The 25,606-nt window shown below is 38.9% G+C and carries 20 protein-coding genes; all 20 read right to left on the bottom strand.

Annotated elements, in window-relative coordinates:
* Window positions 1-203: 203 nt before the first annotated feature.
* The 20 genes from lpxA to glpX all read right to left on the bottom strand — a co-directional run bounded on the left by lpxA (window position 204) and on the right by glpX (window position 25,548).
* Window positions 204-1,016 (bottom strand): acyl-ACP--UDP-N-acetylglucosamine O-acyltransferase, encoded by an 813-nt coding sequence (gene lpxA, locus NE668_RS07740; RefSeq protein ID WP_004695481.1) that lies wholly within the window; start codon window positions 1,014-1,016, stop codon window positions 204-206.
* Window positions 1,017-1,036: 20 nt separating this feature from the next.
* Window positions 1,037-1,462, bottom strand: coding sequence for a 3-hydroxyacyl-ACP dehydratase FabZ (gene fabZ / locus NE668_RS07745; RefSeq protein ID WP_004695477.1), 426 nt, complete (start codon window positions 1,460-1,462; stop codon window positions 1,037-1,039).
* Entirely contained in the window at window positions 1,459-2,298 is an 840-nt protein-coding gene (gene lpxC / locus NE668_RS07750; protein ID WP_227037933.1) for a UDP-3-O-acyl-N-acetylglucosamine deacetylase, read from the bottom strand. Before lpxC ends, fabZ begins: the two co-directional genes overlap by 4 nt.
* A 263-nt stretch (window positions 2,299-2,561) precedes the next feature.
* Window positions 2,562-3,464: a lysophospholipid acyltransferase family protein gene (locus NE668_RS07755; RefSeq protein WP_128114131.1), complete on the bottom strand. Its 903-nt coding sequence runs from the start codon at window positions 3,462-3,464 to the stop codon at window positions 2,562-2,564.
* A gap of 6 nt (window positions 3,465-3,470) precedes the next feature.
* Window positions 3,471-4,502: a UDP-3-O-(3-hydroxymyristoyl)glucosamine N-acyltransferase gene (lpxD, locus tag NE668_RS07760; protein WP_012864065.1), complete on the bottom strand. Its 1,032-nt coding sequence runs from the start codon at window positions 4,500-4,502 to the stop codon at window positions 3,471-3,473.
* Window positions 4,503-4,532: 30 nt separating this feature from the next.
* Window positions 4,533-5,060 carry an OmpH/Skp family outer membrane protein gene (locus NE668_RS07765; protein WP_012864064.1) on the bottom strand — a complete coding sequence of 176 codons (528 nt, stop codon included), beginning with the start codon at window positions 5,058-5,060 and terminating at the stop codon, window positions 4,533-4,535.
* Window positions 5,061-5,071: 11 nt separating this feature from the next.
* Complete coding sequence (locus tag NE668_RS07770) at window positions 5,072-6,043, bottom strand: coiled-coil domain-containing protein (RefSeq protein ID WP_227037932.1); 972 nt, start codon at window positions 6,041-6,043, stop codon at window positions 5,072-5,074.
* Window positions 6,044-6,072: 29 nt separating this feature from the next.
* On the bottom strand, window positions 6,073-6,561 hold the full coding sequence (locus NE668_RS07775) for an OmpH/Skp family outer membrane protein (RefSeq protein ID WP_004695463.1): 489 nt from the start codon (window positions 6,559-6,561) through the stop codon (window positions 6,073-6,075).
* Window positions 6,562-6,667: 106 nt separating this feature from the next.
* Window positions 6,668-8,836: a BamA/OMP85 family outer membrane protein gene (locus NE668_RS07780; protein WP_004695462.1), complete on the bottom strand. Its 2,169-nt coding sequence runs from the start codon at window positions 8,834-8,836 to the stop codon at window positions 6,668-6,670.
* A gap of 176 nt (window positions 8,837-9,012) precedes the next feature.
* Entirely contained in the window at window positions 9,013-13,302 is a 4,290-nt protein-coding gene (locus NE668_RS07785) for a translocation/assembly module TamB domain-containing protein (protein WP_227037931.1), read from the bottom strand.
* Window positions 13,303-13,480: 178 nt separating this feature from the next.
* Window positions 13,481-14,941: a TolC family protein gene (locus tag NE668_RS07790; RefSeq protein ID WP_227037930.1), complete on the bottom strand. Its 1,461-nt coding sequence runs from the start codon at window positions 14,939-14,941 to the stop codon at window positions 13,481-13,483.
* Between the two features lie 42 nt (window positions 14,942-14,983).
* Window positions 14,984-16,243, bottom strand: coding sequence for an MlaD family protein (locus NE668_RS07795; protein WP_024061015.1), 1,260 nt, complete (start codon window positions 16,241-16,243; stop codon window positions 14,984-14,986).
* The gene (locus NE668_RS07800) at window positions 16,243-17,001 is read right to left on the bottom strand and encodes an ABC transporter ATP-binding protein (RefSeq protein WP_004695454.1); all 759 of its coding nucleotides are present in this window, start codon (window positions 16,999-17,001) and stop codon (window positions 16,243-16,245) included. The genes NE668_RS07795 and NE668_RS07800 overlap by 1 nt, the downstream gene beginning before the upstream one ends.
* Before the next feature lie 21 nt (window positions 17,002-17,022).
* Entirely contained in the window at window positions 17,023-17,784 is a 762-nt protein-coding gene (locus NE668_RS07805; RefSeq protein WP_004695453.1) for an MlaE family ABC transporter permease, read from the bottom strand.
* Window positions 17,785-17,814: 30 nt separating this feature from the next.
* Window positions 17,815-19,797, bottom strand: a complete 1,983-nt coding sequence (locus NE668_RS07810; RefSeq protein WP_227037929.1) for a SpoIVB peptidase S55 domain-containing protein — start codon at window positions 19,795-19,797, stop codon at window positions 17,815-17,817.
* Window positions 19,798-19,809: 12 nt separating this feature from the next.
* Window positions 19,810-20,094: a biotin/lipoyl-containing protein gene (locus NE668_RS07815; protein ID WP_004695449.1), complete on the bottom strand. Its 285-nt coding sequence runs from the start codon at window positions 20,092-20,094 to the stop codon at window positions 19,810-19,812.
* 88 nt (window positions 20,095-20,182) lie between these two features.
* The gene (locus NE668_RS07820) at window positions 20,183-21,523 is read right to left on the bottom strand and encodes a phosphodiester glycosidase family protein (RefSeq protein ID WP_227037928.1); all 1,341 of its coding nucleotides are present in this window, start codon (window positions 21,521-21,523) and stop codon (window positions 20,183-20,185) included.
* A gap of 228 nt (window positions 21,524-21,751) precedes the next feature.
* Window positions 21,752-23,137 (bottom strand): rod shape-determining protein, encoded by a 1,386-nt coding sequence (locus NE668_RS07825; RefSeq protein WP_038125913.1) that lies wholly within the window; start codon window positions 23,135-23,137, stop codon window positions 21,752-21,754.
* Window positions 23,118-24,383: a UDP-N-acetylglucosamine 1-carboxyvinyltransferase gene (gene murA / locus NE668_RS07830; protein ID WP_004695444.1), complete on the bottom strand. Its 1,266-nt coding sequence runs from the start codon at window positions 24,381-24,383 to the stop codon at window positions 23,118-23,120. Before murA ends, NE668_RS07825 begins: the two co-directional genes overlap by 20 nt.
* Before the next feature lie 202 nt (window positions 24,384-24,585).
* A complete protein-coding gene (gene glpX, locus NE668_RS07835) occupies window positions 24,586-25,548 on the bottom strand; it encodes a class II fructose-bisphosphatase (protein WP_004695442.1) in 963 nt (320 codons plus the stop codon).
* Between the last annotated feature and the right edge of the window lie 58 nt (window positions 25,549-25,606).

Here is a 25,606-nt window from a genome sequence, read left to right on the forward strand (position 1 = left end):
CATTAAAAAGCCAAGCTTTATGCCCTTTTCTTCATCATTTTATTAAAATTTCCTTATTACTTTTAAGCACTAAAACATCTACGAATATATCTATCAAAACTTTTTATAATTATGAAAATATAATGCAAATTATCATTAATATAAAACTCAACCAGTTATAATATGCACAAAAAGACCTCGCACATGGTACGAGGTCCTCATAATTAGTCACGACGAGTACGCATAATGCCTCTATCGGCATTGCGTAGGAATCGTAATAAATTTTCAATTTCTACGGAAGAGTCCAATTGTAATTCCATTTCTTCAATTGCCTTGGATAAGCTGAATCCAGAACGATAAATAATACGGAATGCCTGTTTTAAATCACGTCGTACATCTTCGGAAATCCCTGCACGAGATAATCCTACAGAGTTAAGACCGATAACACGTGCCGGTTGACCATCAGCAATTACGTAAGGTGGGATATCTTGTACCACCTTAGCCATTCCGCCAACCATAGCGTTACGGCCGATTTTAACAAATTGATGAATACCAGCAAGACCGCCAATAACTACACGATCTTCAACGATAGCGTGCCCTGCAAGACCAGCACAATTACTCATTATTACATTATTACCAACGATACAGTTATGAGCCACATGTGTACAGGCTTGAAGTAAACAATTATTGCCTACACGTGTTTCTTCACCTTCACCAGTAGCGCGGCTAATAGTTACGAATTCACGAATAACCGTTTCATCGCCAATATTACAATAGCTTTTTTCGCCTTTAAATTTTAAATCTTGCGGTTCCAACCCAATAGATGCGTTAGGATAAATTTCACAACGCTTACCAATGGTTGTCCAACCACCAATTACAACATGTGCACCGATTTGTGTGCCATCGCCAATCTCGACATGTTCGCCGATAACAGCGCCAGGACCTACGATTACATCTTTGCCCAATTTAGCATTTGGATGGACTATGGCTGTACTATGGATGTTGGATTCCGCATTTTCCATGCCTACAACTATCACTACAATCACTCCTCATTCTATTATACAAGGGCAAACATGTATTCACCGCTAGCGCACAATTTGTCGCCAACATAGGCACGGCCTTCAACCTTGCCCATTTTACCTTTAATTTTAACAATATCTACCTCCATGCGAACTTGATCGCCAGGTTTTACAGGATGGCGGAAACGCACTTTATCAATACCTGTAAACATAGGAGTAAGACCACGATTTTCCTCAGGGTACAATAATGCAATACCACCAACTTGAGCAATAGCTTCAGTCAATAATACACCTGGCATAACTGGGTTCCCTGGAAAGTGACCTTGGAAGAATAATTCGTTGAATGTAGCATTTTTAATACCCACAGCACGTTTCATAGGTTCTAACTCAACAATGCGATCCACCAAAAGCATTGGATAACGATGAGGTAAAATTTCTAAAATATCTTCGTGATTAAGAATCATGGCTGTGTCTCCCTTATTTCTTCCATTATACTGCGAGCCAATCTTGAATTTAGTTCATGACTCGATTTCAAAGCAATTACATGGCCTTCAATTGGTCCTAATAAGAATAAATCTCCTATAACATCTAATGCTTTATGACGAACTAATTCGTCATCAAAGCGTGGTACAGATAGACATTTCTCATCATCATAGACTAATGCATTATCTAAGCTACCGCCTTTTGCAAGGCCCATGGCCTGTAATTGTTCTAATTCTTTCATAAATCCGATAGTCCTAGCAGACCCAATATGCTCTTTAAAGTATTCTGGTGATACTTCAAAATCACATTGTTGAGTGCCCAGCAACGGATGACTGTTAATAGATGTGAACGTCATACGATAACCATCATATGGCAAGATCACAACAAAACGGTCTCCATCATAAACAGCATGGGATCGAGTCACTTTATATACCTGACGCGGTGCTGTTTGTTCTTTAATGCCAGCCTCTTCAATAAGATTGACAAAAATAGCACTACTGCCATCACCTACTGGAGGTTCTGGAGAATCCATTTCAATATAACAGTTATCAATATTCATAGCACTGAACGCTGCCATTACATGCTCTACAGTGAATACCTTTGCTTCACCATTTTCCAACGTGGTAGCGCGCATAGTGTTCGTCACATTATCAATGTGTGCTCGCACAAAAGGATTCCCTTCAATGTCCGTGCGGACAAACACAATTCCTGTATCTTCAGGTGCAGGTTTGAAAACCATATGTACTGGTTCACCGCTATGAAGGCCAATCCCTTGATATGAAACAGCCTTTTCTATTGTTTGTTGTGGCTTACTCATAAGAATGTCCTTTCATAATCTGAATTCACGTTTACTATACACCAATATGTATTATACCCTATTTGCATAGGCGTTACAAGAAATTTACCATATATTACGCTAATTGGAAAGACTATTCTTAGTCTTTAAAATTTTAATAGATTATTTTTAAACACTAAATTATAAGTTATAAAATAAAAAGAGATTTCATCCATGCTAATAGGAATCAGTTTCATCTTGGACATTCCACAATCGCATAAACAAAATCTCTTTAAAATTATTAACTATTGAAAAACATCAGGTGGTGTATCTATTTGTTCACCATAAAAACGACGAGTCCATTTCCAACGGTTATGAAGCCAAAACCAATCTTCAGGATATCGCCGAATATAATCTTCAATAAACTCATTTAGACGAGTTGTTGTTACCGCTATATCACGCTTTTTATCATCTGTGCGTTCCACATAAATTGGTGGATGCGCTTCAATCTCATGTTTCTCAGAAAACGGACTATAATGTATGGTTACAAAAATAATGGGCACATCTTGCATACGAGCCAATACAGCTGGTCCCGCAGCCGTCAATGTTTCATAACCAAAGAATGGTGCAAGAACGCCATCATCACCAGGGTCCTGATCCATAATAAGGCCTAAAAATGCACCTTTTTTTAGTTCATTAATCATTTCACGAACACCTGTTTTATAGGTCACATGTTGATGCATAATCCGACGATATTCATTGATAAACTTATCGGCATCACCATTCTGTTTCATAGCCACAGAAATCAACGGATACCCTTCAGAAGCAAGAACGGCACCTAGGAGTTCCCAGTTACCACTATGAACAGCGGCTAAGATTGCACCTCGACCATTTTCTAAGGCATCATCTAAGTACTCTCGATTAATAAACTCTACCATATCTTTGTATGCGCCATCTTTAATTTCAGGATAGCGCAATACATCAATAATCATACGGCCAAAGCGTGTAGTGCTAGCTTTCGCAATACGTCGAGCTTCTTTAGGATCATCTGTAATATTACAGAATAAAATTTGGCCTATCGCCAGGCGCTTGCGTTTAGGTGGCACCACTAGCCACGCAATTTCACCTAGCAATGTACCAATAGCATATTGCAAACCTTTAGGTAATAAGCAAATAAAGGCACTAAAGATTTTCATAAACCTATACATGGATTATTAGCTCTCCTTAAGCTGTGCTTTCAAAGCGTCAATTTCTTTTTGTAATTGTTTTACAGTTTTCACCATTTCTGGCAAACGATTCTCGTAAGCAGCCAATTTTAACCACTCTTTATGAGGTCTCATTGGATATCCAGCCATAACAGAATTAGATGGTACATTACCAGTAATTCCTGTTTTACCTGCAAATTGTACATTATCTCCAATTGTAATATGACCAGTACAGCCTGTTTGTCCTGCAAAGATTACATGGTTACCACATTTTGTACTACCTGCAATCCCAACCTGTGCAATCAAGAAACAATCTTCTCCAATCTCAACATTGTGGCCAAGGTGAACAAGATTGTCAATTTTTGTACCGCGACGTACCAAGGTAGATCCCATTGTAGCATTATCAACAGTAGTGCAAGAGCCAATTTCTACATCATCTTCAAGAATAACATTGCCTACTTGAGGAATATGCGTATGAATACCATTTTCTGTGGCAAAGCCAAAACCTTCACCACCAATAACTGCTTTAGCACGCAATACAACGCGTTTACCCAAAATACAGTTCTCATGTACGATAGCACCTGCATAGATATCAGAATCTTCCCCAATTCGTACATTATGACCAATATATACATAAGGTCGAATCGTTACATTATCACCGATAACAGCATTATCATTAATAACACAATAGGCACCAATAGCTACATTTTTACCAAGTGTAACATTCTTGCCAATAATAGCTGTACTATGCACTTCACGGGGAACTACAACAGGTGGATGGAATACTTCTAGCACTTGGGCGAATGCGGCTTTTGCATTATCAACTACGATTTGCGCCATCGGTGCATTTTTTACTTCCGATTCAACGATAACAGCACCCGCTTGGCATAATGCAATATGTTCAACATATTCACCTATTGCAAAAGTTATGGATTGTTTTACTGCTTGCTCAAAGCTACGTGTCTCAGTAATGACAATAGACTCATCCCCTATAAGTTGACCGCCTACTAAATTTGCGAGTTCCTGTAAAGTTTTTTCCAAGGCAAACTCCTCCCCCGTGGTAATCCTCAATTATTGTGCAGCTTCAGTTGTACTTGTTGCAGCTTGATCTGCTTGTTGTGCATTTTGCTGAGCATCTTGTTGCTCTTGGGCTTTAGCTGCATTTTCAACTTCTTTGATTTGGTCGTCAGAAGCTTTACCCATTTTTGTAATCAAATCATCAGTTACATCAGAGCCACCGCCAACAACAGCGCCTTTCTCAATAATAACATCAAGTTTTTTTTCTTTCACAAGTTCATTGATTTTTTGTTCTTGATATTGACGATATTCTTGCGCTTTTGCATTCGCAAAGGCATTTAATTCTTGATTCGCTTGATTAAATACATTTTGTTTAGATGCTTCATCGGCAGCAGCAATTTTAGCATCTAATTCCGCTTTTTTAGCATTGATTTCTTTAGTAATTTCAATGCCTTTTTCAGTACTGTTTGCCACTTTCACGCTATCAACATAACCAACATTATTAGAACCACAACCACCTAAGATAGCCATAGAAGCTACTAAAGATGCACCTAATACTAAAGATTTAATACGTTTATTCATAATATAACTCCTTATTGAACTCGATAGGACGCCTTCACTGCATCAGTAATATCAAGCCCTTTAATATTACCACCATCATCGATGATGACTAAATCTAAATGTTGTTCCTCCGCAATAATTGCTACGCGCATACGAACATCTTCTAAAATGGCCTCATGAAGTGCACTCACTTCAGCTTCTTTATCTGAAAGTTTTTTTGCCCATGTATCATTCCAATCTTGCGCCACAGGCAGATTATTATTAGCAATGATGGCTTGTGCTTGTTGTTGCATCATGGAGTCACGTTTCTCAGCTAATTCCTTCTGTAGGGATGCAGCGTATTGATTGAGCTCTTCCTGCCCTTTTTGTTGCATTGGAGCAAGCTCAGCCTGTACCTTTGCTTTAATTGAATCCACATCGAAATCCGACGGTTTTCTCTTAGCTAATAATTCTTTTAATCTTTCTTCTTTTTTAGCCTTTTCAGCCATAGCCGCCGCCCTTTGTGCATCATCTATATATACACGTGCATCATAGGCATATAAGTCTAATTGAAGGTTTACGATTTCCAGATCATATTCATTAGTACTAACCTTTAACTCAGCTAAATACTTTTGAGTCAATTCATTGCGCTTCGAATTTAATTGCTGATTTAGTTCATTTTCTTTTGTTGCAATACGAGTTTGCAATTCTACCGTAAGAGCATCTGACAAGGTTGAATCCAGTGCAAGTGTTTTCAACTGTTCATCTTGTGTCTCTGACTTGGCATTTAAGGCTTGTTGTTCAAGTTCATATTGACGTTGTAAAAGTTCCAGTTCATTCTTGGCTTGTTTATAATCCGCATAGGATGGATTAAACTCTAGTACATCATCAATGCGTACAACACCTATTGACATGCCATCAGGACCCTGTTGGCGATTTGTTACAAAGCCATAGGCCCAAACCATAGCACTTATTGCAGCAACGAGAAATATGACTAGTCCTATATATCGTTGTTTCCCGTTCATTGTCGTTCTCCCTTACATAGAACTACAGTTTATTTTTTTGCATCAGTAGCTAGTTTTTTCAATACTTGATCTGTAATGTCAACACCGCCATATAGTACAGTATCTTTAGTCATAACAACGCTAAGACCCTTAGCATCACCAACCGCTTTTGCAGCCTCCATAGCTTTATCTTGAACGGATTTAGCAATTTCTTGATCTTTTTTAGCTAGGTTTTGACGCGCTTCTTCAGCAATTTTTTGTTTAGTAGCATCATCTTGTGCTGCATCAATTTTAGCTTGCGTTTCTTGTTGTAATTGGCTTTGATAGCTCATATACTCTTGAGCTGCAGAGATATAAATTGGATTATCTTGAGACAACATACGAGATGTATCGATAACCCCAATAGTACTAGTCCCACTATTACTACTAGGCGAAGCCATTTGCGTATAAGCTAACGCACCAATACCAACAATAAAAATTGCAGCAATGACGATGGAAAAAATCTTTACATTCGCCTTGTTGTTCATCATTCGCATCATAATAGAGTGCCCTCATTTCTTTAAATCACTGCATCAAAGGATGCCATATAGAGATATTGGTGAAAGCCTCTTTAAAAAGAGGCCTTCACCATATACATTTACTATATTAGAATTGTGTACCGAAGCTGAAGTGGAATTTATTTTTGTGTTTACCCACGCCATAGTCAAGTTTAACAGGACCAATTGGAGTTGTAATACGAACACCAGCACCAACGCCATAGTTAAAGGATTTTTTGCTGTTATACCATGTAACATTTGGTGCATCCCATGCATCACCAATATCACCGAATAACACACCGCTAACTTTCTTAACAATTGGGAAACGGAATTCCAATGTAGCATTGTACATCTTCTTACCACGGAATTGATCATCTTCATAACCACGTAAGGAATCAGCACCGCCCAATGTGAACAATTGGCTATAAGGAGCATCACCTTGGATGAAACCAGCACGTGCACGGAATGCCAATACATTTTTAGCACCCAATTTCTTGTACATACGAGTTTCAGCTGTGAATTTGTAGAAGTCGAAGTCACCGCCCAAACCATGACCAGCCCATTGTGTAGTATAGGAAATACGACGACCACGAGTTGGTTCATAGATATTATCGCGAGAATCGTATACTTTTTGCCATGTTACAGAGTTAATGCGACCGAAGTTATTTTTTACATAGTTGTCAGATGCGAAGTTATAGGAACCATTATCCCAGTTTGTACCTTTACCCGCATTTTTATCATAACGGAAACCAGAGCTATCATCATCATCCCATTTATAAGAATCTTTACGGGATTCTAATGTCAAGTAATCACGAGTATATTCCCCAGTTTGACGACCGAAGGAAATATTGAAACCACGAGATTTCTTATTGTATTCTGCTACTTCATTACCATCTTCATTGTAATCTGTGTATTCATCTTCGCGGTTGAAGAAGGAGAAGCCAAGAGATGTACCTTTGCTATCGATCCAAGGTTTCAAGTAGGAGATTTGGTAGTTCTTATATTTTTTCTTACCACCGATTTCCCAGTGAACTTTAAATTTATCGCCAGTACCACGGAAGTTATCTTCACCGAATTCAACAATACCCATCAACCCATCAGATTTAGAGTAACCAGCACCTAATGTGATGGTACCAGTCTTATGTTCCAATACATCGATTTCAATAATTACATTATTTGGATCTTGTTCACCTGGCAACATACGAACGTTTACGTCATCAAAGAAACCTAAGTTATATACGCGTTCTACAGAACGACGTACCAAGAATTTATTAAAAGGTTTTCCTTTCTTTTGAACAAATTCACGAGTAATAACTTTATTGCGGGTTTTCTTGTTACCTGCTGGAATGATATCTTCTACGATACCTTCAACAATGTGTATATGAAGTACGCCTTGGTCATCTACACGGACACCATCAACGTGTGCTAACATATAGCCATCACGAGCATATGCAGCATTAATACCTTGAACTTTTTGCCCTACGGATACAGAGTTAAGAACTTGACCTGGTTGAATGTCCATGAACTTAGTCAATACTTCGGAGGAATATACAGTATTACCTTCAAAGGAAACGCCAGTGGTAACTGGATTTACGGTTACAGCAAAGTCCAGTTTTACGCCTTCAGGCACGGAAGTGAATACAGGATTTACTTCAGAGAAGTACCCAGTATTACCAAGATTAGTTACATCTTTAAATACACCATCAACAGATACGGCATCGCCAACTTTTTCAGTTAAAATTGGCAATAAATTTGCTTGTTGTTCAGCTGTAACCCCAGATATAGACAAACCGGTAATCAATTTACCTACGTAAGGATTAACAGATTCTGCACTAGCAGATGTAACATATTGTGCTTCTACTGTCGTAACAGCTTGAGTTTGGCCATTTTCAGCAGCCTTATCAAGATCAGTACCACCAGTAGTTTTAGATACCATTTTTACTTGTTTATCATCAGTTTTTAAAGCAGCATTATTGACTGTAACAGTTCCATCAGAACCTTTTACTACAGTGCCGTCACTAGATATAGTCGTATCACCACGAGCAGCTAAGATAGCTGCATCAGTTTCATCTTGTATAGTTGTAGTAGTTGCATCAGCATTATAAACAGCTTGTGTAGTAGCTGCATCATTTGTTGTAGCAGCATTAGTCGTCGTTGTGCTATTTAAATCTGGAGTATAGCCAGCTTGTACCTCAGCAGCAAATACACTGCCTGTCCCCATGACAGCGGTCAACACGGACGCTGCAAGCATACTTTTATAAGCTTTTGGTTTAAACATAAATTCCTCCTAGAACTCATCCCCATAAAGAGTTTACATCTTATTTATAAAGACTAATAAATCTTTATCATTATAGCATAAATTGCTTGGAATGAGTACTATATTAAACAAATTTTATGAAATTAATATGACTAGAATGTGCATACCTAAGGGGTTTACACATTCTAGCCATGCTCTTAAAAGCTACGTGTCCAACGACCACCTATATAATTGTTCCCTTTTGATGTATGCCATCCCGTGAACTTAAGGTTTCGTTTAACAGAATATTCTATACCATATTTATTTTGTTTGTTATTAATACCTTGAGAATAAGTCAACATGACTCTCGGTAATACATATTTACCGATTTCAATATTATAATTACTTGCCGTATCCCTATTGGTTGGCTCATCGGGATCAATTGACCCTGTTGTAATATTGATGCGGTCTAACCCAAGTGTATTTTGTAATGCATCTTGTACATAGCCAAAAGCAAACATTTGAAGCCCTGCTGTAGCCACAGCATTCACATCTTCATTTGTCAAAGTACTACTATTTGAATCTGCACCGCGGCCGAAGGTCAACATGGAAATGATTTGCTTTCTAGACAATGTAGGATTAGAGGACAATGATAAGTCCATATGATCCACTGTCCCTTTTACGCCAAGCATAATAGTGTAATTACTTACATTTGTTTCAGCCTCTAATTGTAAGTTTGGTAAATAAGAGCCACCTACGAAATGAGCATTCCCTTTTGTAATATTAAATACATGGCTCAAATACTTAAACGTGCCATTTCTAACATCGAATTGACCACTAGCAGTTGGATTTTGTAAGGATCCACCAAAATGAACATCGCCACTGATAAACATGTTGTATAAGGTGCGATCATATAAACGTACACCTTTACCCGCATGAACAGTAACATCCACCCCCATATCTTTGGTACTTTCACTAGATTGTAAGGAAAGAGGAATTTTGAATTGAATCTTTTCAAGATTTAAAGTACCAATAAGGGTCAGCAATCCATCTCGGTCAGCAATATAAAGTTCACCATTCAAAGGTCCTCTTACATATTCACTGCGAACCTCTAAGTCTTCTAGCTGAACTGCCGCCTTGTAATTAGTAAGAGTATGTCCAGACCAATTTACTTTAGCAGCCAAACCAGCTGAGCCTTTGCCCATATTAATACGGGATTGGAAATCACCTTGTTGACCAGAGAAAATTAAGTCACCATCAATACCAGTAATTTGATTTTCTACACTTGCCAATTTCATCGTACCATTACGTACCGATACAGTACCATATGCTTCAGGCTGATCAATAGTGCCTGTAATGTGAACCGTGCCTTTTAACGGACCTGTTGCCTCCTTAACACTAGTTGTAAGAAGAGGGATAACAGCCATATCTGCTTCGTTAAAATCAATAGTTACATCCATAGATTTGCTATCATTTGCTGGAATATACCCAGACGTAAAGATTGCCGCTAATGGAATCTTACCATAGACACTTAGCTTATACCCACTTTTGGCACCTTGAATTCGTTGAATCTGAATAACTTGATCTTGCATTGTAGCCAATACAAAACCTTCATCAATACCAACACCATTAAAGGACCCCGACTCTACAGCACCGGATAATTCTACTTTAGGATTCTTAGTTTCCCCAGTGATATTTACAACGCCAGTCACCCAACCAGTAGCTTGAATATCCTTACCCATAAGTGGCAAGAACGGTACTATATCAACATCCTTTAATGCAACCTGTAAGTCCGCTTGACCATCAAGATCCATCGTACCGCCTATTGCAATGAGACCTTCATCAACAGGCAGTTTCAAAGTTGTAACTTTGAATTTACGATTAGCAAGACTTGCATCGATAGTTGCATCACCAACAATCTTTTCATCAATACTTACATCATTAATCTTGCCTGTTACATTAACGCTTGGATTGTCGCGTGTACCTCCGATTTCAACAGAACCATTTAATTTGCCATCAATGTGTTCATTGGACCGGTCTAGCAAGGTTAGCAAATTCTTTACGCTACCATTAGTAACATCTAATACACCAAATAGTTGTCTACTATCATCAAACTTCATACCACCTTTAGCAGTGTAGCGACCACCATCGGCTTCAGCAAAGGTGAAATCTTGCACATTTACAACCGATTTATCTGCATAAACACGACCATGAATATCGTTCAATAATTCCCCATTAACTGATAAGGCATCGGATGAAATATAGCCATTGAATTGAGGGTTATCCACAGATCCAGTAATTTGTCCTCGACCAGATAGCAAACCATCAACTTTGTAATCCGTATTAATGAGCAATCTGCCCATATCAATTTTTTTGCCTTCAAAATCAATATTAATTGCTTCTTTAGATACTGTACCGCCACCTGTGATAGTTGCACCATAACCTTCAATATCAAATCTATAAAGCTCTAATGTATCATTCTGATAGTTATATTTTGCAAACGCATTGGTCACGAGTTTGCCATAAGCAGAACCATCCCACAAATGAGCACGACCTTCTATAATCGGATTTGCAGCCGTCCCTGTAATATGATTGTCTGTTTCAAACCAACCTGTAATAGGAACATCTGTAACAGTACGAATCACATTTTCAATACGAGCAGCCCGAGCCTTGGCATTTAGATCTAACACATCTGTATTAAGATTATACCAACCATTAACATCATAGCCCCCATCGCCATCACCAATATGTCCATTGGTGATAGTGAGAATATGGTTATCTAGCTTAATATCTCCATGGATATTATTGAATCGAGCCCCTTTATAATGTACCTCTTGCCCCCATACAGTGCCCATTACATTTGGATTATCCAATGTACCTTGTATCGCAAAAGAGGTATTCAAGGTGCCATCAACATCTTGACCAATAATAAGACTTAGTGCGGTCAATGGCAATGCATTACCGGAAATAGTGGCATCTATATTACCATTTTGGATATAGCCATATCCGCTTAGCGCCCCATCTCCTATAGTGCCTACAACGGTCATATTTGTACTATTATCAGCATGCGTAAAGTTAGCTTTTGCAGTATCAACTACAACACCGCGAATGCCTATTTGGCGACCTTTAACAGAGCCTACAACATCTGTAACTTGATTATTTTTTCCTAAGATACGCATCTCACCATCGATATTACCTGTAACCGGTGAGATCATATCTTTTGTGAAAGTGCCTAAAGGTAAATTTTGAATCTTTATAGTAGTATCAAAATCCCCTGTATCAACCACATATTGGCCCTTAACCTTTGCACTACCTTCGCCTACTGATAGGCGCACATCATCCGTACGAACTAAACCGTTATCATATACAATATCACCTTGTAAACGATCAATATAGTAACCATTATAAGAAATACCATCACTAGCAATCGTTGCATCTACACGAGGAGCTACTGTCGTACCACCAATATGTGCACGCCCACCTACAATACCAGAAACACCGACGTCTGTTATCGCCTCTAAATCTACTTTATCGGCCACAACATTAAGATTTAAATACTCTTCATCTTTGCCTAGTGTAACTAAGCCATTGATCTTTGTTACTTGATCATTTACCCTCCAAGAACTACGACTAATAACGATTTGATCATTATTAAGCATAATGCGACCCGTGCCATCGGTAATATTATAAATTGTATTACCCCGTTTATAAGTGCCTGTTAAACCTTTAAAGCCTACATTACCACTCATAATGTATTTGCCATCTTCACTTTTAAGATTTAAATGTAAATCTTGTAACTTACCACTCGTTACAGATAGATCCTTACGAAGTGGAACAAAACTCATAATACCAGCAGTATCAATTTCATCAGCTTGTACAAAGAGATCAAAATTAGATACATTGTTCATATCAATTTTGCCATTCAAGGTAATTGCGGAACCATCTACATCAGCAGTAAAGGCACCTTTAGACATGCCACTCATATCAAGCGCCATAGTCCCATCAAGATTTTCTACATTCCTCTTTATTCCATCTTTAGTACGTAGCGCTACGCGACCATTATTAATAGTCACAGAGCCATCAAAAGTACCCGACTTATTTGGATCGGATGGTTTTACTAACTTAGTTATACTCCACGCCCCATCAGCTAGTTGCCATATATGAAAATCTGGCGCCTCAACGATTACACTAGAAATAGCCGTAGCCCCTGATGTGTTGCCACCGACAATCTTCGGCAAAGAAGATAGTTTAACTCCTACAGCTACCTCTTGAGCAGTTCCAACTAAATGACCATCTCTATCTTTGATAGTCACATCTGTTAGAACAACATCACCATTCCAATTAATTCGGAGAGAATCATAGTCTATAGAACCGTTTATGACATTATTTACTTGTTCTTTAACCATAGGTGCAATGTAAGTTTGAGCCATAGGATTAATGCTGGCACCAACAATACCAGACAAACCTAAAATCGCTGCACCGATAAGGAGCCACTTTTTACGGGTCATAATGATACTCCCATACACATTATGAATAATATAAATATATATACTAATCTTACCACAGACACAGTAATAACTATAGTATTTTCAGAGTGAATTTTATAAAACCTATCAAGAACACTCATTGTCTATAATGTCCATTACAAGAAAAAAGACGACCGAAGTCGTCTTTTTAAAGATCATATTATTGATTGCCGCCTAGTTTTGACAATTGTTCAACAGCACCACTATTAGCGATAACTTCAGCACCTTGACCTACAGGAGTAGACAATGGAACGCCTGTTAATTGTTCAAGAGCCGCAATGCTAATATTGTAATTGTAAAGAGCTTCTACATAGTTATTACGAGCTGTTGTCAACTTAGTTTCTGCATCAAGTACATCAAGGTTCGTACCAACACCTGCACGGTAACGAAGCGTAGCAATACGGAAACTTTCTTGACCTTGTGCGACTGCAGTTTGTGTACTTTGGATTGTTTGTTCAGCAGCTCGTAAATTCAAGTATGCTTTTTGTACGGCTAACAATACAGCATCAACAGTTGCCAAGTTAGCTTCTTTTGCTTGTTCAAGTTGTGCATTTGCTTTTTTAATAGCATTTTGTGTTGCACCACCATCCCATAAGTTCCAAGTAGCACTAGCACCAACACTCCAGGACTTTGTACTTGTACCAAAGTAACCATCTGGATCACCATAGCCACGACCAGCTTTTACAGCAACCGTAGGCAAATAACCCGCCTTAGCAGATTTTACAGCTTCTTCCGCAGATTTTACATCAAGAGCTGATTTAACAAGAGCGGAACGATGAAGCATAGCATATGCTTTCGCTTGCTCCAAGGTTACATTATATGGTTTATATTGTAAATCATGCTCTGCTGTAGTAATAGCCGTTTGTGCAGGGTATGCAATAACTTGATTTAAGTTCGCCTCTGCTAAATTTGCAGCATTTTGCGCTTTTACAAGAGATGTTTGAGAATCATCAAGATTTGTTTTAGCGGCCAATACATCGGAGCTCGCCACTAAACCAACATTATACTGTGCCTCTACATTGGTTACATGACCTTGATAATCTTTAACAGCTTGTTGTGCTACATCTACCATATTACGGCTCATAATCAATGTATAATAACCGTTAAGAGCATCATATTTTGCTTGTTGTAAAGCCTCTTCATAGCTAGCACCAGTACCTTCACGAGTATAACGTGCAGAATCAATGCTTGCATCGAGTTGTGGATTGAATACAGGCGCACTAATGGAGAAGTTATGACTACCAGATTTGCCACTACCTGTGTCACCGCCCATTTTTTGAGCACTCCAACCATAACTAACACTTGGATTCTTACCAGCTGCTACTTGGCTTACTGCAGATTTAGCAGCTTCATAACCCCATTTAGTTTGCTTAGCTGTACGATTATTAGCTAATGCTAAATCAACCGTACGGGCTTCGTTTAAAGCTAATGTACGTTCATAGGTTTTACTGTCTAAAACAGATTTTTCTGCTAATTGCTTTTGTGTTAATTGAATAGCTTCTTTTTGATATTTGCTTAATTGGTCTCCGTTGTTAACGGATGTAGTTACTACATCAGCGGCGAATGCACCAGTAGTAACTAAAGAAAGCATTACACCTAAGGAAAGAACCTTTTTATTCATAATATGTACCTCCATACTCATATAGAGTAAATGTGTTAGTCATTAGAATACTTGTTTAATACCGAAATAGGTACCTCCATTCGTAGAACTGAACGGTCTGGTCATTTGAATAACGCCATAGGTATCTTTATGCAAACGTATATCACTACGAATACGATATTTACGATGATTAAGGTCATATAGCGCGGCTGATAAGGACACAGGACCACGGAGGTTATAATCCACCCCAAGACCCAATTCACTTTCAAAAATACCACCACGCACTAACCATTTAGAACTAATAAATCGACCTGCATTCAGATCAAAAGTAGTATCATCACCCATATTAGAAAGGCCAATTTCAGCCATTCCTTTATTGTTAAAGGCACGTACTCTACCATTGACACGGAATTCATTATCCGTTGTGTTATACAACAAATCTACAGATGGTTCAATCTTGGTAGATGACTTTTTTTCAGTCATACCAACCTCTACACTATTTCCATTTACATCCGTTTGGTACGCCTTTCCGCCCATCAGTTTATTGATGCGAGCTGAAATCTGTGCCGTATTATGTAAAGTCTCCTTAATATTTTCTTGTGCTTTAGGATCTGTTACAGTTGATTCCATGGTACGAGCCATATTATCTACACGATCAGTAGTTTGTTTTAAATTAGTTAAAATAGCACGCATATCATTGCCTGCATTACCATCAGCATTAAACTGTTGTGCTGCTTGATTTAGCTGAGCCGTTACATCCGCCATATTTTGTGTAATAGCTACCGCATTATCAGCCATCACAGCTGTAGATTGCAAAGAATATTTAAGTGCACTTTGAGTTGCAGGATCACCAATAATACTATTAATAGACTGTAGCATCTTCTCAGTACCATCCATTAATTTTTGTGCACTCTGCATGGCCTTATCCACAGCATCAACGCCTTCACCTTTAACGGAGTCACCATCTTGTAAATATACTTTAGACTGTCCTGGTGAAATTTGAATAAATTTATCACCTAAAAAACCATCTGACCCCAAGGAAAAGATTGAGTCACTTGGAATCTGCGTTTTTTCATCAAGTTTCATCTTAACCACAACGCCACGCGGTGTAATTTCAATATCAGAAACAGTCCCGATGGCCACGCCGGAAAATTTAACCTGATTCCCATTTTTTAGGCCATTTACTTGAGTGAAATCACCTGTAATTGTCATTTGCGGTTTAGCCCAAATATCGATACGGCCTACAAATAGTATGCCTGCAATAAATAGAACTATACCTATTATTGTAAAAGCCCCTACCTTGGCCTCCGTCGTCCACTTCATTATATATCTCCCATCGCAGATTCGTTAATCGGCTCTGCTTCACCATGAATAAATTGTTGTACCTTCTTATTTGTAGAATTCTTAAATTCTATTGTATCAGAAATTTCTACAAAATGCCCCTGATCGAGTAAAGCTATGCGGTCAGCAACATAAAATGCTGACTGCATATCATGTGTTACCACGATAGAAGTACAACCAAGCCGATTCTGCATCCCCTTAATTAGCATACTAATCGTACCTGATGTAATAGGATCTAACCCTGATGAAGGTTCATCATAAAGAATTAAACTCGGATCTAGTGCTATAGCACGAGCTAAGCTAACCCGCTTTTTCATACCACCAGATAACTCATTAGGCATATAGGACTCATATCCCTTTAAACCAACCCAATCAAGTCTTTCTGCCACAATGCGTTTGATTTCGTCATCCTTTAACTTCGTATGTTGACGCAAACCAAAAGCTACGTTCTCACCTACCGACATAGAATCAAACAAAGCTGAATATTGGAATACCATCCCCATTTTTCTTCGTACCGTATTAAATTCATCTTCAGATAATGTAGTTATATCTGTGCCATCTACGATAATCTGCCCTGATGTAGGACGTTGTAAACCTATTAATAAGCGAAGTAATGTACTTTTACCACTACCACTGCCGCCTAATATAACTAACGTCTCCCCATCATTAATAGTGAGATTAACAGAGTCTAAAATCACACGTGACTCGTAGGCAACTACAACATTGCGTAGTTCAATCATAAATCCCTCTAAAAATATCCACTAAAATAACAATGTAGATAAAAAGTAATTTAATACAAATACTAGAATAATACTAGTTACTACAGAACTAGTAGTGGAAAAACCAACAGCTTCTGCACCCATTTTAGTTTCCATGCCCTTATAAGCACCTACCAATGCAATGACAGCACCAAACACACTAGACTTTATAAGTCCTAAGGTGAAATCTGAAATGGTAGAAAACATTTGAATAGAATCTAAATATGTACTAGGCGCCAAACCCTTGATAACAGTGGCAACAAAGTAACCACCGGCAATACCGATAACAACACCATAAAATGCCAAAATTGGCACCATAATCATACACGCTACTACACGCGGTACCACGAGGTAACCAACAGGGTCAACGGCCATAACACGTAAGGCATCAATTTGTTCTGTTACCTTCATTGTACCAATTTCAGCCGTGATAGCTGCGCCAACACGGCCGGCTAATACTACACCAACTAAGATAGGGCCCAATTCACGGCCCATAGCTACAGCCATAAGGCCACCTACTGTACTTTGAGCACCATAGGTAATGAGTACATCTGTAATCTGTAAGGTCATAACGGCACCAGCAAAGAGTAGAGTTAAGCTAATAATAGGCAAGGAGTCTACCCCTAAGTGAGCCATCTGTTGAAATACATGCCACAGATTAATCATTTTTAATTGTTTTATTGTTTGCCACACTAATAATGTAGCACTACCCATCTGCGATAAGCCGTTTATGACGACTCGACCTATCGATTCTAGCCAACTCAACAGTCTATCCCTTTCCCTTACAGTTTCAACTTATTCAGCTGTATTTGTTCCACCAGCATTAGCCTCATCTTTTTTATTGGTTTCTTTCGACTCTTTTTTAGAATCCTTTTTAGACTCAGCTTTATCCGTTTTATCTTTTTTAGATTGATCTTCCAATTCTAACTTGCGTTCCATCTTAATCTGATGTTTCGCTTCTTTGACACGTTTTGCTAATTCTTTATCCCGATCAGCAGGCTTCATTACATGAATCGTAAATTGACCATCACCTTGCACAATGTACTCAGTATCAACAGCAGTCTTTTCAGGTTTCTTTTCATCATCCTTACTAGAACTCAAATCTTCTTGACCTGTTTTTTTCTTTACATCCCCTGGCATAGGTTTTGATTCCACATCTTTAAGCTTAGCCTTTTTAACAGATTGAGAGCCATCTTCATCAACTAAGCTGATACCATCTTCCAAAAATTCTACAACGATTTGATTATTTGTATCTGTCTTTTGAATTTCATCATAAAGCTCATCAAAATCTTTATGAACTTTCAAACGGCGTAAAATTTCATCTGTTAAATTATATTTCTGTTTTTCCAATACGTATGGCAATGGAATCTCGCCCCCGCCACGCACCTCTAAGGTATACTTACCAATAGCTTGATCTTCAGGTACCTTAAAGAAAATTTGTTTAATAACCTTTTCACCGCGGAACGGCTCTAATGTTACATCTACTACGATAGTATCCCCAGGAGAAACTACAGTAGACGAAGCAGAAGCATCGATAAGCTTTGCTGTTTTCTTATCTTTCGTTACGTTTGTTTCAACCGAAATATCCGAAATTTCATAGTTGATGAATCGATTGTTCATAAGAACATCAATGACATTATAAAATTCATCAACTGCTTTTTCACTAATGGAATCAGAGCTGTAGAACATATTTGTCCGCGTTAATGGCTTATGTTCTTTCCCTTTTGGCGTAATAGTATAAGAAATTGTAGCCGTACCAGAGCCACTGCGATCCAATGTTTTATTCAACATATTGTATAAGGCTGTAGCTGCTAAAGTTGGTGTCATTTCACCATCTTCAATAACCTTGACGGAACTAGTTCTATCACGGCCCATATCAATATCCTTTAAATGGAATCGCAATGGAATACCTGGCGAAATCACGCCTGATACACCTGCAATACCGGCACCTCTATCTTCGGTAACAGAGCCAATCTCTTTACCCATAGAGCCAAGCTTAAAGGCAGCATTATAGCTTTTTACAACGGTAAAGATACTTGCATTGTGCATAAAATAGTTAGAAGAACCATGTTTTAAGAATGGATGACCAAAGGCAACAACCTTTTCACCATCTACATGAGTAACAGTACCAATAGCGCCCAATTTAAGGTCACCATCAACTAGCAAAGCCGCTACTGAGCCACCAGCTTCTAAAGGTTTTGCAATTTCATCACCACTAGCACTTGCGGTGTCATATGTTTCATATTTATATTGTGGTAACTTCGATTTAAAGTATTCCATTGATGCCGCATCGAAGCCATATGCCATAAGTGGAGTACCTAAAGGAATCAATTGTGTATCATCCCAAGGTTTAGATAAGTTTTTCTCATATGGTATATTCCATAGTTTGACCATATCCTCAATAGGAGTAATCATACCTATCGTACCATCCGCAAACCCCCAGCCATAAGCAACAGCCCCAACGAGTTTACCATTTATATATACAGGGCTACCACTCATACCATGCGCAATGCCACCAGTTTGATCCATAACGGGGCCGGAAAACTTGGCTAAAATAAGATGACCAGATGGTCCCTTATCCTTCATGACACCCAGTACCTTTACATCAAAGGTGGAAATAGTATCCCCTACGATTACAGTTTTTGCAATACCTTCCATACCTGTTGTTACATCATTGACAGGCATAAAATCAATAGCCTGTGCAGTTGTAAGTGAAGTACAGAAGAAAAGCGCCAGTATCGCTTTTCTATACCGACGCCAAGAATGAGAAAACTTCATTCCTTCTCTCCTTTATTTACTTTCTACAGTGACAACGATTTGATCACGAGAAACGTCTGAACCCACTGTAACATTAACCGCCGTTACAGTACCAGTTACAGTAGATTTAGCAGCAGCCATAGGACCAGCCAATGTCTCTACAGTCACCAATGTTTGGCCTTCTGTTACAGAAGTACCAACAGAAACTGTAGAAGCAACTTTACCTGTTAATACACTTTGGTATGATACAGGGGCCGCCATTACAGAGCTAACACTTAAAATGCCTAATGCAGCTAAAGCTAACACTACTCTTTTCATAACGATCCCTCCTTTTACAAAATTAGTTATGTATTTATAGTATACTAAATTATTAGTAATATTTCAAACAAAATTGTATGCAACGAATCTATTTTATGATTACTATATCCTCATAACTCATAGGTGCAGAAGATTTGTGTACATAATCATCATTGATAACTATATCAATGCTACCTTGATTTGATAATTCAGCGCCATCAACAACACCTAATTTAGACAATAACTGAGCTCCTTCTTTTTGAGTCACACCTACAGATTGAAGTTCGGATTTATCAACTGTTAGCACAACTAAATCATGTTCCTTTGTGGTTCCAATGAAACTACGACCTTTGTTATTAGATTCATCAGCTCCTACATAGCGACCGCCTTTCATCACCATAGTGCCCACTTCTAAACTAGCCCCACCGGTAGTACTAACTTGAGCAAGTTCTTCTCTATTTTGAATCGTAATAGGTGTTCCAACTTTTAATTTACGTAAAGCGCTTCCAGATTCGCCATGACCAGACAATACGTATTGGTTTTCCCCAATTTTAGAATTTCCCTTTTGTTTACTAATAACCTTGCCATTAGCTACAGTCACTTCATAACCATATTCATTGGTCTTTGTAGAAGGACCATAAGTTGACGTATAAAGGGTCAAGGCATTCTCTTTACGAACCGTATCAACGGAGGTGATTACAAAACTCTCATTCTTTGTTTTAGCTTGAAGTAAAGGTTTTTTCTCTTCTATAAAGTATCCTCTATTAGGCGTATATCGTAACGTACCACGATTAGAAATACGCTCTAAATCAATGGCTCCATCACTCGTCACTGAGTAAGGTCGTTCAAAACTGCCCCCTTTTACCTTTGCTCCAATGATAGCTGTATGAGCTTGAGTAACAGAAGATAATGGTTTACCTTCTGGAACATGCGCCACCACCATAGGTGAATCATTATCTACGGTCAATGCAAAGGCTTGAATTTTCCCTTCAGCTACGGTGTTATTAATTTTGCTATACGTTACAGATTTATTTACATCTTTTGTAGTCTGTTGCGCATAGCCAGAAAATAAATCCACTACTATACGCGAAGGCTTTTCTAATGCAAACTCATGATGTTGTACATCCTTATTCGCTGTTAATGTTACTCGTAAGGCCCCATTAACCGGTTGTAAGCCAATGCCTTTAAGAACTCCCGTTTTTTTATCATTTTGTGATATGGGGCCAGTTAAACCATTTGTAGTACCCCCTAAGTTCAATGTAAGAGCATGTGTTTCTTCATTATAGGATTGAGTCCAAGATACAGGCATTTCAGATACATCTAAAACAATTCGGCTTGTACCTTCATGATTAGATACGCGCACCCCTGTTAAATTACCGGCCTCAGCATGAGGAACGGTACTACCCAGTAGACCTAAAACAGCAAAAGTCATATACAGATATCGTTTCATCTTTAATTCCTCTATAGCTACAAACCATAATAATGGCCTTATATCATTACATCAATTTTACGCAATATACTTTTACTATAGTATACAGCATAAAGATGAAAAATTCAAAAAAATAAACGAAAAACGAGGTTACAGTCTAAAGATACTCCATACATAAAATAGAATAACTGTAGACCATAACCTCGTCAATTTAAGCTTACATCATCATGGTATATTATTGTAACTATATTATTGTAACTCATCTAATGTATCACGAAGCTGTGACATTTCATCTAAAGCCTTTGCAACACCTTTAATTACTGCATATCTTGGAGATTCTACAAGGTATGCCGCGATTCCAATAGAACGTGTGATAACACGGTCTAATCCATCGATGAGCGCGCCACCACCAGTAAGAATGATACCATGATCATTGATAGCGGCCACAAGTTCTGGTGGAGTTTTTTCTAGAATGGACTTAACGCCTTCCAAAACATTCATCACTTGTGCTTCTAGAGCACGTTGAATCTCTAAAGAATTCACCGCAACCATCTTTGGTAATCCAGAACTTGCATCTCGTCCTCGTACCTCAATCGTACGCTCCTTTGCACGACGATCCACAGTCCCTACAGAAATTTTAATTTTCTCTGCCGTTAGCGGACCAATAACGAGGCGCTTCTTACGGCGGATATAACGGATAATAGATTCATTAAAAGAATCTCCACCGATGCGAAGTGATTCACTTACAACCACACCCGTATCACAAAGAACGGCAATATCCGTAGTGCCACCGCCAACATCGACAACCATCGCCCCTACGTGCTTAGCATCATTGAGACCAGTCCCCATAGCAGCAGCCAATGGCTCTTCAATAAGGACTGTCTTTTTTGCACCGGTTCTGAGTAAGGCCTCTAAAATGGCGCGTTTCTCTACAGGTGTAATGCCTGATGGCACACATACGATAATACGCGTCTTCATCAATCTAGAAGCAGGTACAACGGAGCGAATAAAGTACTTCAACATGAATTCTGTCATATCATAATCTGCAATAACGCCCGCTTGAACTGGACGGATGACGGAAATCCCTTTTGGAGTACGGCCTACCATAGAACGTGCAGCCTCACCTAAAGCAAGAATATCACCGGTTTTATCATCCCGTGCAATATACGCAGGTTCATCTAATACCAAGCCTTTACCCTTCGCAAAAATGAGGATATTTGCAGTCCCTAAATCAATTCCCAAATCGAAGTTTAAGGATCGATTCAAACGACTCATAAAATCTCCAACTTGCTCAGGTCGAACTAAACGTTTTAATGTCATGGCTGGCGTTGTTTTAGCAATCGCTACAGTCTCACGACTACGTCGTTCAGCACGGCGCATTTTTGTAACTTTAATCATGGTCTCGCGCATATTGGAGGCCAAATGATTAGCTTGCTTTGCCACGCCATTTGAAAGCTTAGTAGACTTACGTTTTGTCCTTCTCAATGGTTTACGTGTAGTACTCGCTTTCGAATTCTCAACCTTTGCAGCACCTAAGTTCTGTTGCTCGTTGTATAAAGCCGGCCCTTTAGAGCGCCGGCTTCTTTTCTTTTTATTTTGTTTTGGCTGTGTACTCTTATTCGTCAACCCGAACAATATCAGCACCTAACCTTTGCAATTTACCTACAAAATCATCATAACCTCGGTCAATATGATGTAAACGACCGACTTCTGTTCTACCTTCCGCAGTCAATGCAGCGCATACCAGCGCCGCTCCAGCACGCAGGTCAGTAGCATTCACTATAGCCCCGTGTAAGCTTGGCATACCTTCGACAATAGCTTGACGATTATCGATGTCAATATGCGCCCCCATTTTACGAAGTTCAGCAACATGCATAAAACGATTTTCAAATACAGTTTCTGTTACTGTACTAGTGCCTTCCGCAATCGTGGTAAGAGCCATGAATTGAGCTTGCATATCTGTTGGGAATCCAGGATATGGCAAAGTTTTAATATCGACAGCTTTAATGCCTTTACCACTACTGATAACGCGAATGCCGTCGATTTCTTCCTCTACTGTTACACCAGCTTCCTTTAATTTAGCCACTACTGGTTTTAGATGTTCTGGCAATGCATTTTCTACGAATACATCACCACCTGCCATAGCAGCAGCGATTAAATATGTACCAGCTTCAATACGATCAGGAATAACTGTATGAATAGCACCGTGTAATTGAGGTACACCTTCAATACGAATCACATTTGTACCAGCTCCGCGAATATTAGCACCCATAGCATTTAAGAATGTAGCTAAATCAACAATTTCAGGCTCTTCTGCAGCATTTTCGATAACGGTTTTACCTTCCGCCATAGAAGCAGCCATAATTACATTCTCTGTAGCCCCCACACTTGGGAAATCCAAATAAATTTGAGTCCCTTTAAGTCCTTCCGGAGCATGAGCATATACATAATCTTCAGTAATTTCAATTTTTGCACCTAATGCTTCAAATGCTTTTAAATGAAGATCAATGGGACGTGCACCGATAGCACATCCACCAGGCATTGAGATTTTAGCCTCCCCTTTACGAGCCAAAAGTGGACCCATGACAAGGAAGGATGCACGCATTTTACGCACAAGTTCATAAGGAGCTTCCGTAGCAGTCAATGTAGAAGCATCGAAAACAATTTCACCATCTGCATTATTACGAGTGATTTTAACCCCCAAAGACTCGATAACTTGGCAAATCGTGCCTACATCTTCTAAATTTGGAATTTCAAGCAATTTACTAGGCGTTGATGCTAGCAAAGTACCGGCAATAATAGGGAGTACTGCATTTTTAGCACTACTAACACGTACACGTCCTTCCAATCGATTGCCACCTTGAATGATTAACTTTTCCAACAGAATTCCTCCTACACTTTATATCGTTCATCTTGTATAAGCTACAAGACCTTGTATTTATAACGTCATATACTAAATGTTATTATACTATTTTTCGATATATCTCATCAAGAGAATGAGAGAAAATACAAAGAAAAAAAAAGCCCTGAATATATCTCAAAAATTTATGTCCAATTTTTAAGTATATTTCAGGGCTTTATTCTTATTTTGCTTTTAATGTTTTAAGTTTATGATCCATATGCACTGTATCAAGGAAACGAACCGTACCAGTTTTAGACCGCATCACAATAGTATGTGTACGCGCACCACCTGGGAAATATTGAATTGGATTTAATAAGTTACCACGTGTAATAGCAGTAGCCGCAAAGATAACATCATCAGTACGAACTAAATCATTTAATGTGAGCACTTGGTTTACATCGGCAATGCCCATTTCATGGCAACGACGAATTTCTTCTTCCGTTTCTGGTTTTAAGCGAGCTTGCATATCGCCGCCTACACATTTTAAGGCTGCAGCCGCTAATACACCTTCAGGTGCACCACCAGTACCTACAACCATGTGCACCCCAGAACCTTCGATACAACATTCCATAGCTGGATTAACATCACCATCAGAAATGAGCATAATACGAGCCCCTACTTCACGAGCCTCTTTCATTAAGCCTTGATGACGCTCACGATCAAGCATAACCAACGTGATTTCATCTACATTACGTTCCATTTTAGCCGCTACATTTTTGATATTTTCGGTCAAAGATTTCGTAATATCGATAGCACCTGCACCTCGAGGACCAACACAAAGTTTCTCCATGTACATATCCGGTGCATGTAACAAACCACCTTTTTCTGCAATCGCCATAACTGCAATAGCACCATTTTGACCTTTAGCAATCAAGTTTGTCCCTTCAATAGGATCAACGGCGATATCTACTTCTGGTCCGCCAGCACCTACGTGTTCTCCGATATAAAGCATAGGAGCTTCATCAATTTCGCCTTCTCCGATAACCACAGTACCAGAAATGCGAACAGAATCAAACGCTTGACGCATAGCATCTACAGCAAGACCATCGGCTGCATCCTTTTGCCCGCGGCCAAGCAAACGACCGCTACGCAAAGCTGCGGCTTCAACGACACGAGCAAATTCCAAAGATAATGTACGATCCATAATGGGCCTCCTTATAAGTCCTCTATGTATTGATATGACTCTTACCTAGAGTCTCTAA

Source organism: Veillonella parvula (assembly GCF_024461875.1).
In the GTDB taxonomy this organism is placed as follows: Bacteria; Bacillota; Negativicutes; order Veillonellales; family Veillonellaceae; genus Veillonella; species Veillonella parvula_I.